At 62.0% G+C, this 15,244-nt stretch carries 14 protein-coding genes; 7 read left to right on the top strand and 7 right to left on the bottom strand.

Annotated elements, in window-relative coordinates; translation table 11 throughout:
- Position 1 precedes the first annotated feature (1 nt).
- Together cobM and cbiE are read right to left on the bottom strand one after the other, a co-directional pair.
- Positions 2-760 carry a precorrin-4 C(11)-methyltransferase gene (gene cobM / locus FHX15_RS25415; RefSeq protein ID WP_184401143.1) on the bottom strand — a complete coding sequence of 253 codons (759 nt, stop codon included), beginning with the start codon at positions 758-760 and terminating at the stop codon, positions 2-4.
- Between the two features lie 3 nt (positions 761-763).
- The gene (gene cbiE / locus FHX15_RS25410; RefSeq protein WP_184401142.1) at positions 764-1,993 is read right to left on the bottom strand and encodes a precorrin-6y C5,15-methyltransferase (decarboxylating) subunit CbiE; all 1,230 of its coding nucleotides are present in this window, start codon (positions 1,991-1,993) and stop codon (positions 764-766) included.
- On the opposite strand from cbiE, the gene FHX15_RS25405 reads away from it, so the two are divergent.
- Complete coding sequence (locus tag FHX15_RS25405; protein WP_184401141.1) at positions 1,992-2,762, top strand: cobalt-precorrin-6A reductase; 771 nt, start codon at positions 1,992-1,994, stop codon at positions 2,760-2,762. The two genes, cbiE and FHX15_RS25405, sit on opposite strands and share 2 nt — an antisense overlap.
- On the opposite strand, the gene FHX15_RS25400 is transcribed toward FHX15_RS25405, so the two are convergent.
- The 5 genes from FHX15_RS25400 to cobF form a co-directional block, all read right to left on the bottom strand.
- A complete protein-coding gene (locus FHX15_RS25400) occupies positions 2,726-3,490 on the bottom strand; it encodes a precorrin-3B C(17)-methyltransferase (protein WP_184401140.1) in 765 nt (254 codons plus the stop codon). The two genes, FHX15_RS25405 and FHX15_RS25400, sit on opposite strands and share 37 nt — an antisense overlap.
- Positions 3,487-4,212: a precorrin-2 C(20)-methyltransferase gene (locus tag FHX15_RS25395; RefSeq protein ID WP_184401139.1), complete on the bottom strand. Its 726-nt coding sequence runs from the start codon at positions 4,210-4,212 to the stop codon at positions 3,487-3,489. Before FHX15_RS25395 ends, FHX15_RS25400 begins: the two co-directional genes overlap by 4 nt.
- Complete coding sequence (locus FHX15_RS25390; RefSeq protein ID WP_184401138.1) at positions 4,209-4,841, bottom strand: precorrin-8X methylmutase; 633 nt, start codon at positions 4,839-4,841, stop codon at positions 4,209-4,211. The genes FHX15_RS25395 and FHX15_RS25390 overlap by 4 nt, the downstream gene beginning before the upstream one ends.
- A 2-nt stretch (positions 4,842-4,843) precedes the next feature.
- A complete protein-coding gene (cobG, locus tag FHX15_RS25385) occupies positions 4,844-6,205 on the bottom strand; it encodes a precorrin-3B synthase (RefSeq protein ID WP_184401137.1) in 1,362 nt (453 codons plus the stop codon).
- Positions 6,206-6,271: 66 nt separating this feature from the next.
- The gene (gene cobF, locus FHX15_RS25380) at positions 6,272-7,036 is read right to left on the bottom strand and encodes a precorrin-6A synthase (deacetylating) (protein WP_184401136.1); all 765 of its coding nucleotides are present in this window, start codon (positions 7,034-7,036) and stop codon (positions 6,272-6,274) included.
- A 201-nt stretch (positions 7,037-7,237) separates the two neighbouring features.
- On the opposite strand from cobF, the gene repA reads away from it, so the two are divergent.
- From repA to FHX15_RS25350, 6 genes are all read left to right on the top strand, one after another.
- Positions 7,238-8,434, top strand: coding sequence for a plasmid partitioning protein RepA (gene repA, locus FHX15_RS25375; protein ID WP_184401135.1), 1,197 nt, complete (start codon positions 7,238-7,240; stop codon positions 8,432-8,434).
- Entirely contained in the window at positions 8,431-9,429 is a 999-nt protein-coding gene (repB, locus tag FHX15_RS25370) for a plasmid partitioning protein RepB (protein WP_184401134.1), read from the top strand. Before repA ends, repB begins: the two co-directional genes overlap by 4 nt.
- 225 nt (positions 9,430-9,654) lie before the next feature.
- Positions 9,655-10,785 (top strand): RHE_PE00001 family protein, encoded by a 1,131-nt coding sequence (locus tag FHX15_RS25365; RefSeq protein ID WP_184401133.1) that lies wholly within the window; start codon positions 9,655-9,657, stop codon positions 10,783-10,785.
- A 1,075-nt stretch (positions 10,786-11,860) separates the two neighbouring features.
- Positions 11,861-13,051, top strand: a complete 1,191-nt coding sequence (locus tag FHX15_RS25360) for a DUF932 domain-containing protein (RefSeq protein ID WP_184401239.1) — start codon at positions 11,861-11,863, stop codon at positions 13,049-13,051.
- Positions 13,052-13,535: 484 nt separating this feature from the next.
- Positions 13,536-14,057 (top strand): hypothetical protein, encoded by a 522-nt coding sequence (locus tag FHX15_RS25355; protein WP_184401132.1) that lies wholly within the window; start codon positions 13,536-13,538, stop codon positions 14,055-14,057.
- 12 nt (positions 14,058-14,069) lie between these two features.
- Positions 14,070-15,104, top strand: a complete 1,035-nt coding sequence (locus tag FHX15_RS25350) for a toprim domain-containing protein (RefSeq protein ID WP_184401131.1) — start codon at positions 14,070-14,072, stop codon at positions 15,102-15,104.
- Positions 15,105-15,244 lie beyond the last annotated feature (140 nt).

The raw sequence follows: 15,244 nt of genomic DNA, 5'->3' as shown, positions 1-15,244 counted from the left end.
GCTATTCGCGGCCGCGGAAGCGGCGCTGATAGGCCGGGTCGTAAAGCGAGCTCTCGCGGAAATCGTCAGTCGCAAGCGAGCGTCCGACGAAGATGATCGCGGTGCGTTCGATCGGCTCGGCCGCCACCTTCCGCTCGATATCGGCGAGCGTGCCGCGCAGGATGCGCTCATCGGGCCATGTCGCTTTGACGACGATCGCCACGGAGCAATCGGCGCCATAAAGCGGCGTCAGCTCCGCGACGACCTCCGGCAGCGCGTGAATCGCGAGGTGGATCGCAAGCGTCGCGCCCGTCGCCCCGAATTTCGAAAGCGTCTCTTCGTTGGGCATCGGCGAAGCGCGGCCGGACACACGCGTCAGCACGAGGCTCTGCGCCACTGCGGGGATCGTGAGCTCGCGGCCGAGCGCGGACGCTGCTGCGGCAAAGGCCGGCACGCCCGGCGTCATCGTATAGTCGATACCGTGTCTCTCCAGCCGGCGGATCTGCTCGGCGACCGCGCTCCAGACCGAGAGATCGCCCGAATGCAGCCGCGCGACATCTTCGCCGGCTGCTGCAGCGCGCAGATATTCCGCTTCGATTTCGTCCAGCGACATCGGTGCCGTATCGATAATGCGCGCGCCCGGCGGGCAATATTGTATGAGTTCGGGCGAAACGATGGAGCCGGCATAGAGGCAGACCGGGCATTTGCCGATCAGGTCACGCCCGCGCACCGTGATGAGATCGGCAGCGCCGGGTCCGGCGCCGATGAAATGAACCGTCATTTTCTAATCCTTGATCCAGCGCCATTGCGTCACAGGCATGGCCGGCCGCCAGCCGTTCATGCCGCCGACCGGTGCTGCACGCGATATTTCGATCCTGGTCAGTGAGCCGCCGCGGGCAGCATGCTCTGCCAGGAGGACGGCTTCCATTTCGAGCGTCACGGCATTGGCAACGAGCCGCCCCCCCGGCTTCAGGGCAGCGATCGCCGCACTCATCACGCCATCCCCGCTGCCGCCACCACCGATGAAGATTGCATCTGGTGCCGGCAGCCCTGCAAATGCGACAGGTGCAGCGCCCTCGATGAGAGCAAGCTGTGGCACCCCGAAGGCTGCGGCATTGCGGGCAATGCGGGCAGCACGCTCCAACGCCTGCTCGATGGCGATTGCCCTGAGCGACGGATCGGCAAGCATCCACTCGATGCCGATTGATCCCGAGCCCGCGCCGATATCCCAGAGCAGTTCGCCATGCCGCGGCGCCAGCGCTGAAAGCGTGACGGCACGGATTTCCCGTTTGGTAATCTGTCCGTCATGCTCGAAGAGGTCGTCTTCGAGCCCGCATATGTAGGGCAGGATGCGCGCACCCGGCGTCGCGACAACATCGAGCGCACAGACATTCAAAGGCGCGATATCGGCAAGCTCGAAATTCCCTGCTGACGTGCTTCTGATCCTCTCGCGTTCGCCGCCGAGCGCTTCCAGAACCGTCAGCCGCGTGTCGACGAAACCATCGGCGGCAAGCAGCGTGGCAAGCGCCGCCGGTCCCTTCTCGTCCGATGTCAGCGCCAGAATGCGCCTGCCGGGGTGCAGATGCGGGCGGATGAAGTCGAGCGGGCGCCCGTGCAGCGAAATACATGCTGTCTCCTGCAGCGGCCAGCCGAGGCGCGAGGCTGCAAGGCTGAAGGCGGAGGGCGCAGGAATGGTGTAGATCTCCTCTGCCGCGACATGGCGCGAGAGCGTCGCTCCGACGCCGTAGAGGAAAGGATCTCCCGAAGCCAGCACGACGACAGGCGTACCGCGCCGCGCGAGGATCGCTTCGACCGATCTTTCGAATGGGTTCTGCCAGATGAGGCGCTCGCCCGATATCAGCGCGCCGGCAAGATCGTGGTGGCGCGCGCCCCCGAAGACGACGGGGGCGGCAGCGATCAGACGCTTGGCCTCATCGCCAAGTCCTGCTGGACCATCCTCGCCGATGCCGATAAGAGTGAGCCAGCGCCGGCCGGCGGGAGACAAATCAGACATGGACAAGACCCGCATTCTGATCCTGGGCGGCACGGGCGAAGCGCGCAGGCTTGCCGCCGAACTCGCCAGGCGAGACGATCTCGAGATCCTGCTGTCGTTCGCCGGCCGCACGGAGACCCCTGCTCCGCAGCCCGTTCCCGTTCGTATCGGTGGCTTCGGTGGCGCCGAGGGCCTCGCCGATTTCCTGATGGCCGCACGCTACGACCTGCTGGTCGATGCCACTCATCCCTTCGCCGAACGTATCTCCGCCAATGCCGCGGCGGCAGTCGAACGCAGTGGCATTGCCGCGATCGCGCTCGTCCGTCCCGAGTGGGTGCCTGAACCCGGCGACCACTGGCATACCGTCGCCGACATACCCTCTGCCATCGCGGCACTCGGCCCCGCCCCTCGCCGCGTCTTCCTGGCGACGGGTCGCCAGAGCGCTTACCATGCCGAGGTCGCCCCGCAGCATTTTTATCTGGTGCGCAGCGTCGATCCCGTCGACCCGCCGCTTACGCTTGCCGACGTGGAATATGTGCTCGACCGTGGCCCCTTCACGCTCGAAGGTGAGATTGAGCTCATGCGGAAACACCGCATCGACACCATCATCACCAAGAACAGCGGCGGTTCGGCGGCCTATGCCAAGATCGAGGCTGGGCGCCTGCTTGGCGCTAAGTGCATCGTCATCGCCCGCGCGCCCGCTGCCGCCATGAGATCGGTCGAAACGGTCGAAGCGGCGCTTGAAGCGATCGATCATCTCTTGTCTCCGGCCATGAAGCGCGGCGTATAAATGAGGTCCGCTTGCCCTTTGCGGGTTATCACCCGCGTCTCGGGCGAACCGATGATGACACAGGTTGCCATGTCGGCGATGTTGGCATCGGCCGTCTCAAGTAGCCGCACAATGATCCGCTCGTCGGGCCGCCCCGCTGCCCGGCCGAAGATAACCGGTGTCGCTTGCGGCAGATGCCGGCGCAGAAGATCGAAAGCGGAGCTCAGCTGCCAGGGCCGCGCCTTGCTGATCGGATTATAGAGGGCGATGACGAATCCCGCCCGTGCCGCAAGTTCCAGGCGGTTCTCGATAACGGGCCAGGGCTTCAGATTGTCAGAGAGCGATATGGCGCAGAAATCGTGGCCGAGCGGCGCGCCGACGCGGGCAGCGACCGCGAGCATAGCAGTGATGCCGGGCAGGACAACGAGATCGACGCCGCGCCATTCTGCAGGTCCGTTATCGATCGCCTCGCAGACGGCAGCAGCCATGGCGAAAACACCGGGATCGCCACCGGAGACGACGCAGACATCGGCGCCATTGGCGGCCATTGTCAGTGCGGCACCTGCCCTGTCCAGCTCCTCCCGATTATCGGAAACATGCCGGGCCTGGCCGGCGCGCAGTGTCAGCCGGTCGAGATATGGGCCATAGCCGAAGAAATCGGTCGCCGCCTCGACGGCTGCGCGGGCTTCCGGCGTCATTTGTTCCGGATTGCCGGGACCGGTGCCGATCACGAAGAGCCGGCCGCTCATCGCCGGGCCTCCCAGCCGGGCACGAGCACCAGCGAGAAATAGGGCGCCTCGGTCTCGTCGCGCTCGGCGAGTTTTACCATGGCAGCATTTGCCATCGTGCCGCGCTCGACATAGAGGGCGCCGTCAAGACGGCCGGCGGCCTCTAGGGCGCGACGGATCTTCGGCAGGTTACGTCCGACCTTCATGATGACGGCGGCTTCGGTATCCGTGAGCCTGCGGGTCAATTCCTGTTCGGCCATCGTTCCCGGCAACACGGAAAGTACGTCATCGCCCTGCACGATCGGCATGCCCGCCGACGACCAGCAGCCGGACATGGCGCTGATACCGGGGATGACTTCGGTCGGGTAATGCGGTGAGAGCCGCACATGCAGATGCATGTAGGACCCGTAGAACAGCGGGTCGCCCTCGCTGAGGACGGCAACCAGGCGCCCTGCATCAAGCTGGCGCGCAACGGCTTGAGCGGAGGCATCGTAGAAATCGGCGATCCGGCTCTGGTAGAGCGGGTCGTTCTTGTCGATCTCGGTCGTAACCGGATAGTAGAGCGGCAGCAGTTCGACGCCCGGCTTCAGCAGATCTTCGACAATCGCCTTGCCGTTGCCGCCCCTGCCCTGTTTGGCGAAATAGGCGATGACGTCGGCGCTCTTGATGGCGCGCACAGCCTTGAGTGTCAGGAGTTCAGGATCGCCGGGTCCAGTGCCGACGCCGATCAGACGGCCGCTCACAGGCCGGGCCTCGACAGTGCATTGATGGCTGCCGCCGTCATCGCGCTGCCGCCGAGACGCCCGCGCACGATCGCAAAGGGGACGCCGTAGGAATTCTCCGCAAGAGCATCCTTGGATTCGGCAGCGCCGACGAAGCCGACGGGCATGCCGATGATTGCTGCCGGCTTCGGCGCGCCGTCGCCGAGCAATTCGAGAAGGTGGAAGAGGGCTGTCGGCGCATTGCCGATTGCAACGATACTGCCGCCGAGCCGATCGAGCCAGAGATGCAGGGCAGCAGCCGAACGCGTGTTGCCGGTCTCGCGGGCGAGCTCATGTGTTTGCGGATCATGCAGCGTGCAGATTACCTCGTTCTTCGCAGGCAGGCGGGCGCGGGTTACGCCATGCGCTACCATTTCGGCGTCGCAGAAAATTGGCGCACCATCCTCCAGGGCGATCCGCGCCGCATGGACGAAGTCAGGCGAAAAGACGAAATTCTGTGCCGCCTCGACCAGACCGCAGGCATGGATCATGCGCACGGCAACATCGGCCTCCTCCGGCGAAAAACGTGATAGGTCGGCTTCGCTGCGAATGATCGCGAAGGAGCGCTCATAGATCGCATCTCCGCTGCGGATGTAATCGTAGTCTGGCATTTTTATTCCTGTTGCAGCGCCTCGGCGAGGGCGGTGGCCCCAAGCCTTTTCAGGCAATCGGCGCTCGACTCGCCGGCACCTCTTTGGTCTTCGATCAGCCGGGCGAGCTTCTCTATAGCGAAATCGATCCCTTCGCCAGCAATCCTTGCGGCCGGGCTGTCGGCGGCAAGCCCATCAAGGACGAAGCCGTACCCGTCGGGGGAACCGACAATCGCGAGATCGGCATGCCGATGCGCGCAGCCTTTCGCACAGCCGGAAAGATGAAGTTTGAGGGATCCGTCGAAGAGATCGGGGACGCGGTCCATCAACTGCCCGGCAAGGGTTCTGGTATTGTAGAAGGCGGAGGCACAGGCCCCCGCCCCGGCGCAGGCTGCGATCTGCTCTGCTGGCTCATTCGCCCTGATGCTGAAGCCAAGGTCGACAGCAGCTTGCTGCACAGTTGGCATTGCTGCCTCGGACAGGCCGATCAGGAAGAAGCCTCGATCCGGCGCCAGCCGGATTTCCCGCGCGCCGCCGCTTCCGGCTGATGCCAGAAAGGAGATCAGATCGGCAGCCCTGGTCTGGCCGAATTTCAGCCGCAGGCCGAGTACGGCATTGCCGGTCGCGAGCTTTGTTACGCCGACATAGGACGATTTCTTTGGTGCCCGACGGATGGATCGGATGCTATCGGTCTGCGGGAAATGGGTGTGTAATGTTGCTGCGTCTATATTGCGGGCGCGTGTTTGCCTGCCGCGCGTCGCCAGCATCCGAAGCAACTCACTCGCCGCAGCCACCACGACCTCCGGCCCGCCGAGCGCCAGCGGCATCGCCGTCTCTTCATCGCCGGCTACGGCAAGAAGCCATTGTCCGGGCTGCTGCGCGACGATCCGGATATCGGCAATCACGGCGGAAAGCGCAAACCGCCCGCCACCGTCGATCAGAACGGAGAGTTTCGGGGCGAGATGCGGATGGTTCAGAAGGGCGCCAAGCGTGCTGCGCAATGTCGCTTCCATCTCTGCCGCGTCGGTGATCTCATCGGCATCAACGCCGTGCAGCGGCGAGATCTCAATTGCCACGCCGTCAGGCAAGATAATGCCGGCGGCATCGATATCGGCTGCAAGCAATCCGACTGTCTCGGGGCGAAGGCCGCGGATCTGCAGGTTGCCTCGGGCAGTGATTTCCAGAATGCCGTTTCCATGTCGCGCCGCCGCCGAGGCGAGTTCCCGAAACTGGGAGAGCGTCAGCGCACCACCGGCCGGCCGCAGGCGCACGAGCAGACCGTCGCCGGTTTGCATGGGCGCGGCGAGCGCCGGGCAAGCGCCGCGTTGCATACCTGCCATATCAGGCCTGCCCACATCCGAGATCTTGCCGGCGGCACCGCGCATCCATTCATCCTTTGAGCGCATGTCATACATGATCGCCGCGGGCGCGGCAAAGCGAGATCGATGTATTCACTCCCGGAAATCTCGTCCCTTGCGCAGGAGGTAGATGTCCATGATCCAGCCATGCCGCGCCCGTTCCTCGGCGCGGAGCCGGACGATATCGCCGGCAATATCGCCAAGACGGCCCGAGCGGATGATCTCGTCTTTCGTGCCGAGGTAGGCACCCCAGAAGATCTCGACATCCGGATCATCGATTTTCGAAAAGGCCTGCTCGCCATCGAGCATCACGACCGTACTCTCGTGCGTCAGCCCTTCTTCCACCAGCCGCCGGCCGGTGGTGATCTCTACCGGTTTGCCGACGAGATTGACGGGAATGCGATGGCTCGCCGCCAGCACCTGGATGCTGGTGATACCGGGAACGACGCTATAGTCGAAAGCGCAAGCACCTGAATTGCGCACTCGTTCGATGATGCGGATCGTGCTGTCGTAGAGGCTCGGGTCGCCCCAGACGAGGAAGGCGCCGGCACCCGTTTCGGGCAGATCAGCGATCAGAGCCCCATAAATCCTGGCAATTGCGGCGTGCCAGTCGTCGACGCTCTCACTGTAACTCCGGTCTTGTGTGCTGCGCTTCGGCACTTCGAACTCAAGAATGCGGACGCCCTGGCGGGTCAGATAGCGGGCGCAGATTTCCCGGCGGACCTCTGCGAGATCGGCCTTCTCAGCCCCCTTGGTCGGGATGAAAACGACATCCGCCGCGTTCATGGCATTGATCGCCTGCACGGTCAGATGTTCAGGGTTTCCCGTGCCGATGCCGATAATATGGATGTGCCTCACGCTCTTCACCTTGATCATTTCGAGCGGGTTGTGCCGCTAAAGCCGGTTTTTCGCAAGGGCGGGTTACGAGTTGGCCGCGGCCAACTTTCTTTCTGTGTGGTTAGTGAGGCGTTTATTGTTGCGCATACCGAATCATGTCATCCTCGATACGCTTTTTACCGCTATGTTGATGAAAAAGCGCTTTAGGAAGGGGCAAGTGTTTTGGACAATATTAGCGTATCGACGACAGACCTTCGCATTGAGCGCCACGCCACCCAGCTCTCACGGCAGCTGAAGCTGCTGCGTGAAAAGCTCTTTCCGCCGCTGTCACAAAAGACGCTCCGGACATTCACGTCAGGCGAAGCGGCGCAGATGATCGGCGTGTCGGACGGCTATCTTCGCCAGCTTTCGCTCGATGGCAAAGGCCCGCAGCCGGATGTCTCGCACAATGGCCGCCGTTCCTACACGCTTGGCCAGATCAATGAACTGCGCCGGCACATGGCGAAGATCAAACCGAAGGATGCACTCTCCTATCTGCCCAGCCGCCGGGACGGAGAGAAGCTTCAGACTATCGCTGTTACCAATTTCAAGGGCGGTTCGGCCAAGACCACGACCACGCTTTATCTGGCACAGCATCTGGCGCTGGAGGGTTATCGCGTGCTGGCGATCGATCTCGATCCGCAGGCTTCGCTGTCCTCCTTGCTCGGTGTCCAGCCGGAATTCGACCTCGCGGAGGGCGACACACTGTATGGCGCCATTCGCTACGACGCCGAGCGGCGGCCGCTCAAAAATATCATCCGCAAGACCTATTTCACCGGTCTGGATATGGTGCCTGGCAACCTCGAACTGATGGAGTTCGAGCATGAAACGCCCCGCGCCCTCAATGATCGCCAGAGGCCGGAAGAATTGTTCTTCCGGCGCGTCGGCAACGCCATTGCCGAGGTCGAGCAGGATTACGATATCGTCGTCATCGACTGCCCGCCGCAGCTCGGTTATCTGACGCTGGGCGCGGTCTGCGCTGCGACATCGCTTTTGATCACCATTCACCCGCAGATGGTCGATGTCGCCTCTATGTCGCAATTCCTGTTGATGACATCTGATCTCCTTTCAGTGGTGCGCAACGCCGGTGGCGACCTGCAGCATGATTTCATCAAGTATGTCGTTACGCGCCACGAACCGTTCGATGCGCCGCAATCGCAGATCGTGGCGCTTTTGCGGAGCCTTTTCGGGGACGACGTGCTGACAGCGACCATTTTAAAGTCGACGGCGATTGCCGATGCGGGTCTGACCAAACAGACCCTTTATGAAATCGAGAAGGGGCAGGTTCGCCGCTCCACCTATGACCGGGCACTGGAATCGGTTAACGCCGCCAATGGCGAGATTCTTGCCAGCATTCATAAAGCGTGGGGTCGCAGATGAGCAGACGAGATCGACTGAAGGGATTGTTTACCGATACAGCTCAGGAGTTGGCCGCGGCCAACTTCGAGGAGACGAGTGCCCGCGGCTCGGCGGGTCCCGTGCGCACCATGGCGCTGACGCTCGGCCGTATGGAGGAAGAGAGCAGGGCAATGCAGGAAGCCCTGCTGTCTGGCGAGCATGTTGTCGAGCTCGATCCCGAGTTGATCGACTCCTCTTTCATTCGCGATCGTATTGCTGACGAGCCGCTCGATATGGAAGACGAACTCGTGCAGTCGATTGCCGAAAGCGGTCAGGAAGTGCCGATCCTGGTGCGGCGCAACCCGCATCATGACGGGCGCTATCAGATCGCCTATGGTCATCGCCGCCTGCAGGCAGTCAAACTGCTTGGCCGCAAGGTGCAGGCGATCATCCGCAAGCTCGACGATACCGACCTCGTTATCGCCCAGGGCATCGAAAACTCGGCGCGGCGCAATCTCTCCTATATCGAGCGGGCGGTCTTTGCACTCAATCTCGAACTGAAGAAGTTCGACCGGCCCGTCATCATGAAGGCGCTCTCGACCGACAAGACGGAACTGTCGAAGCTCATCTCGGTGGCGAAGGCCATTCCTGATGACATCATCCGGGCCGTTGGTGCCGCTCCCGGCATCGGCCGCAGGCGATGGATGGCGCTTGCCCAGGATTGGACCGACGCGGCTGCCTCGCGTCTGAACAAGCTGATCCAATCCTCCACCTTTAATGCCGTTGAAAGCGACCGTCGCTTCGAACTGCTGGTTGCCGAGCTTTCCAAGAAGGAAGAAGTCAAGGCCGAGAGGGTCGAATATGACTGGAAGCCAGCGAGTGGCGGAAAGATCTCCGGGCGGATCAAAAACTCCGGCACGTCCTTCACGATCGCCTTGAAGACCGCCGAAGCGCCGGATTTTGGCGCCTATCTCTCAGGCCGCCTCGACGAGCTCTATGAAGCCTACAAGGTCAGTAAGCAAGAAGCGGGAAAATAGGCCGCGAAGGCGGGACAAAATAGGGGCGGGGCCGTTGGCGCGTTTGCAGCAGCGCATGGCTTCCTCTCTATGTTGATCGATGCAGTCCGATAATCCGATCCAAAAAACGGGTGAAAACTGCTGCAGCGTCCCGTATGTCGTTGTCGGCGTATTTCTGCCGTGCGATAACTGACGGAAGCAAATAAACGGTTGGCTTCCCTTTGTCGGAATCTATCAAAGCTTACAATGCGCTACGATATTGATGCGGCAACGCTCCAGACGTTGCTTCCCGCCATTGCCGCGGCCGAGGATGCCTTGGCGCGGCTCGATGAGCGCGTAGCGCGCTCACCGGTCGGGCGCGGCTTTGCCGAACGCAATCATTTTTTTGATGCCGCCGGCGCCCTTTGGGTGGCAGGCGAACTTGTTCATGTCGAGGATCTCGTACTGCACGACGCTCATATGGACAGCCGTGCCCCGAGCCATGAACTGACGATCGCCCATTCGGTTCTCAGAATCCGGCGGCGGATCGAGACGGCCGATCCGGCTTGGCCCTTGAGTCCGGTTGGCCTTGGTTTGCTCACTGCCAATGCTCTCAAAGAGGAGGGGAGAGCACAGGAGGGGGCAAACCTTGCGCCTATGGAGAGGGACGGTGACGCTCGGGATGACGATGCGCCGCTCGCCGCCGAAATCGCTGAGCTTGATGCCCTACTTGCACGTTCTCAGAGGCTTCTCGATCGCCATGCCGGAAAGCTCGTTGCAGACGAACCGTCAACGGAGGCCACGGCAAGATACGACGATGATCCGCTTGGCCTCTTCAGCGACGACGAATGGAACGAGGAGGAGCGGCTTCAGGAATGGCGTGGTCTGATCCCGCTCGCCGACCAGCTGCCGCCAAGTCTCGCAGCCGCCCTTCTCTTCGATGCTTGGGAGAGGATCGAGCCGCTGCGCCGCCAGCATTGGCTCGGGGGCCTTTTAGCAGCTAGCAGTCTGCGGGCGAGAGGCAAGCTCGCCTCGCACCTCTTCTCCTTTCACGCAGGCCTGAAGCAGATCCGCCATGAGCGGCGGCGTTCGCGCGACCGGATCACGCGCTTGCAGGCGTTTCTGGATGCGATGCGGGAAAGTGCTGCAACGGGTCTCAAGGAGATCGACCGCCTCACGCTGGCGCGCGCGCAGATGGAGCTACGCTTCCGCGGCCGCCGGTCGAACAGCAGCTTGCCGCGGCTTGTCGATTTCATCTTATCGCGCCCGATGGTGTCGGCCGCCATGGTGGCGCGAGAGCTTGGTGTCACGCAGCGCGGCGCGCTCAACTTGATCAACGAGATCGGCATTCGCGAGATCACCGGCCGCGGCCGCTTTCGCGCTTGGGGCATTATCTGATGCCGCGCTGCAACGGACGCTGATGGGCAGGTATTGCTTTTGCGCTCGATCGATTGCTGATCCGCGTGGATCGAAGCCCACTTAACTCCCAGTATTAGTATCGCGTATTACCTCTGCTGCGAAAGCGTATGGCATCACCCACCTCATTCAAACTCAACGTCGACCTGATTGACCGCGTAGAGCACTCGGCAGAATTTCGGCGCGGCTCGTTGCAACTCGATCACCCGGGATGCGATTGCCCATCATGTCGATCGCGAAAAACGTGAGGCACTCCGGCAGGAGACGCTCGCCGCGCTCTTTGCATAGAGCGGTGCGAGATACATGCTAAAAATATCCCAGAGAAAAAAAACGGCCTGAGATCGAGCCTAGCCGTCTCCTATGGGGTGAGCATTCGATCCGTCATCCTGTCACGGATTTTGAACCTATTGCCGCAACAGAGGCTTCGCGCGGCCATCAGCGGGTAACGGCAAGGTGAGGGAGGGAGAGGAGGGAAGGGAAAGCTGTGACGGATTGAGTGGCTGGAGAGAGGCTCCGGTCCGTCCGTCATGGAGCAACTAACATGGCACAGGCCATCCCGAAACCACCCTTAGCGCAGTCCGGGCCGGCACCGAGTGGCTCCGGAACCACTCCGTCTCGCCGCAGATGCAGCTTCTCCCGACGAAGCGACGACCGGTGCCGGCGAGACCGGGAACCCGAAATTGCGGCATTTCCGACCGAGAGTGATGCCGATGACGGGTTACCGCCGCCGGACGAGACCGGCTAGCAGCAGTGTCTCGACTGAGCAGATAAGCATTTCTCGGATCAACTGACGTCCCATCTCCTCTCGGATCCGGGCCGCTTCCATTTCCAGGAGCGGTCCAATGGCCGATTTTCACGATTGAAACCAGCTGTCATTGCCGATTTGCCGGCATGCCATCACGACGACGATCGACACCTCGGATCTCGTCGGAGTTCCAGGGCCAGCCGCAATCGGGGCAGCCCATCAACGCCTTCACCCAGACTGATCATCGCCGTCCCTTTCATTTCCATCAATCCGGCCCGCCACTGCGCCGGGCTCTTTTTAGGAGACACTTCAATGAACACCCCCATCGCCAACACCCGCCCGGCGCCCTCCGGTTTCAAGGTCGATATCTCGCGTGGCCAACGCATCGGCCGGGTCTCGTCTGAATGGTTTTCCCGACCAGACGACGAGCGCTACCTTTCGCTCGGCGAACTTCATGGCGCGGTCAAATCGCGCGCCGAGCGTGCCCATGCGCGTGCGGTGGAAAGCTCGGCCATCCGCATCGAGGGGAGTCGCAACAATGCCGAGCGCCTCGACCTGATCGTGCCAGGTAACCAGCAGCCGATCACGCCGACGCATTGGAGCTATGGTCAACTATGCAGCCTCGTCGGCGCGCCGGCAACCTACATGCGCCGGCTTCCTGCGCCACTCGCGGCCATCAACCTGCAGCACGGCCTGCTCAATCATCGGCCGGAGTTGGTGAAGACGCTCGAAATGGACGATGGCCGCGTTGAGTTAAGAGCGGTGACGGGTCCCGAATATGGGCGCATCTGGGACCATGAACTCGTGTCCGCGGTCATGAAAATCGCCGGCAATGGGACAGGCGATACGATCTGGAAGGTGCCTGGGCTTCTCGACTGGGCAAGCATGACACACAATCCGTTCGTCGACATCGCCAAAGATACGACCACGCTCTACGCCTCGGACCGCGACGTGTTTTTGTTTCTCGTTGACGACACCCGTCCCATTGAGGCCGGTCGACTATCGAATGGAGAACCCGATTTGTATTTCAGAGGGTTCTATGCATGGAATAGCGAAGTGGGATCGAAGTCGCTCGGCATTGCTTCGTTCTACCTGCGTGCCGTGTGTGCCAATCGCAATATTTGGGGCAGCGAGAACTTCGAGGAAATCACCATCCGGCACTCGAAGTTCGCGGCCGATCGCTTTGCCCACGAGGCAGCACCAGCACTGCAGACCTTCGCCAGTTCCTCTCCCGCACCTTTCGTTGAAGGCATCAAAGCGGCCCGCGAGCGTATCGTTGCCCGCGACGATGAGGATCGTCAGAGCTTCCTGCGAAGGCGCGGCTTCTCAAAGAGTGAGACTGACAAGATCATAGAAACCGTTTTATCGGAAGAGGGTCGCCCGCCGGAGTCAATTTTTGACTTCGTGCAGGGCATCACGGCGATCGCGCGCGACAGGACACAGCAGGATACGCGCCTGGAACTCGAGGGGAAGGCGAAGAAACTGCTTGAAAGTGCCTCCTGAGCGCATTCGCCCGAAACTCCTTTATATCCTCACGCCCGGCCTCGTGCCGGGCTTTTCGTGTTCGCAAAGATAATCCGGGATCAAGACTTCAGGATCACCACGTGAGCGTCGACTGGGCACCCCCTGCGCACTGTTGATTTCAAAGCATCTTTCCTCTTGGTTTCATCATCATCCGATTTCGATCAGTTGGGTGAACACAGCATCAAATTCTGGCGACCTGGCGTCGAGCGCGTCCTCACAGCAATCTCGGGTGCCGTTAGGAAGAGGATGGCTGGAACGGGCATTACCGCCACGAACGGGTACGGGGAGCAGCTGTGGGTCGCCGGCCAAGCAGCCGCACGAATTTCGCCGGCTCAGTGACGGCCGGCCCATTCACCACGACGGTTATCGGAGAGGGAGAGGAGGGCTGGAAAGGGTTGGCTTGGCGGGCTTTGAGAGCGTGCCGGCGGGCCGGTTCATTCATCGCTCCCCGATAAGGTTCACCATGACAGTGATTTTCAATCCGGCGGCCAACGCCGCAGCTCATTCGCTCGTACTCAACTGCATCGGCCCCATCTTTGATGCCGCCGCCGCGCACTGCTCGATCATGCATATCGTTAGCGGATTACCGCTGCCGATCTGGAAAATGCTGCCGCAGAATGTGTGCCGCATGCGGCGTCTCCAGACTGGCGAGCGCATCGTTGGCCATGTCATCGCCTCGGGCCAGCTTGCCGTTCTTTACCGTAACTTCGGCATCGGGCGGTCGACACTGATCGCACCCAAGCAAGCCTGGGTGTCGCTTGTCGATGGAGCCTCGGTCGTCCGCCTTGCTGGTGACATGACGCTGCGGCGGGTACCGGAAATGAACGATTACCGCATCGAGATAATTGGATTCACCTATGGGCTCTTCTCCGAGATGATCGCCTGCGAGATCCGCTTCTTCGTACCGGTGAGCGATGAGGATTCGGTAATCCTTTCGAAATTGACGCATGGTCATCGCCTCATCGCCATCGCGCGCCGCTCGTGACGGAGATCTGCCATGCTCTCCGCCTCCGATTTGGCGGACCGTCTCGCGCAGGACGCGGAGGCAGTTTGCCGTCACTACCTCTCGGCCGGTCGCCGTGCCGGCAACTATTGGCTTGTCGGCGATATCGGTAACACAAAAGGCCGGTCCCTTTACGTGCATTTGGTCGGCCCGCGGGCTGGCCGATGGACGGATGCGGCGACCGGACAGTTCGGTGATCTGCTCGATCTCGTCCGCGAGGCCTGCGGTCTCATCAATTTCCATGACGTCGCCGAGGAGGTGCGTCGTTTCCTCAGCCTGCCTCGGCCGGGATCAGTGTCGTCTCGAAGGCCTGACACAGGGGATTCTGCACCCGTCGAACGGCCCGCGGGTGAACGGGCACGGCGCCTGCTTCGGATGACACAGCCGCTGGCGGGCACCCTTGCCGAAACGTATCTGCGCGAGCGCGGCATTTTACGGGCATCCGAACATGCAGCTCTGCGCTTTCATCCGTCCTGCTATTATCGCGACCTCGTCACCGCCCAGACGACTAGCTTTCCCGCTCTCGTCGCGGCCGTGACCGATCCTGCCGGAGCCGTCACCGGAGTGCATCGCACCTGGCTCGATCCGGATGGCGGCGGCAAGGCCAAGGTGGACGATCCGCGTCGTGCTCTCGGCCGGTTGCTCGGCAATGCCGTCCGCTTCGGGTTTGCGGTAAAGCATCCCGTATCGATCATGGCTGCGGGCGAGGGACTCGAAACCATGCTGTCGCTCTCACAGGTGATGCCCGATATGCCGATCGCCGCCGCTCTAACGGCCAACCACCTTGCCGCATTACGGTTTCCGCCCGGATGCCTACGCATCTATATTGCTGCCGACGCGGATGCGGCCGGCCAGCATGCGGTCCAGGGACTGAGCCGTCGGGCACAGGAATTTGGGATCATGCCATTGGTGCTGTCCCCGGAGCTCGGCGACTTCAACGAGGATTTGCGGTGGCTAGGTCCGGACCGGCTGACCGCAAACCTGTGGGCGCAGCTCACCCCGGAAGATGCGATGGCGTTCCTATACTGACGAGGCTTGCCCGACGGGGCATGCGGGACTGCCGCTGCATGGCGAAGGAGGGCTCCGGGCGCCGGCTCCAGTGTTGACGCGCGCCCGCGGGCCTGCCGAGAGGCGACCCTTATCACGCGGTCTTCCGGGCCTTCAGCGGG

The sequence above is a fragment of the Rhizobium sp. BK650 genome (assembly GCF_014195325.1).
GTDB lineage: Bacteria > Pseudomonadota > Alphaproteobacteria > Rhizobiales > Rhizobiaceae > Rhizobium.
The sequence above is the reverse complement of the archived record's forward strand: the minus strand, read 5'-3'. Positions and strand labels throughout refer to the sequence as shown.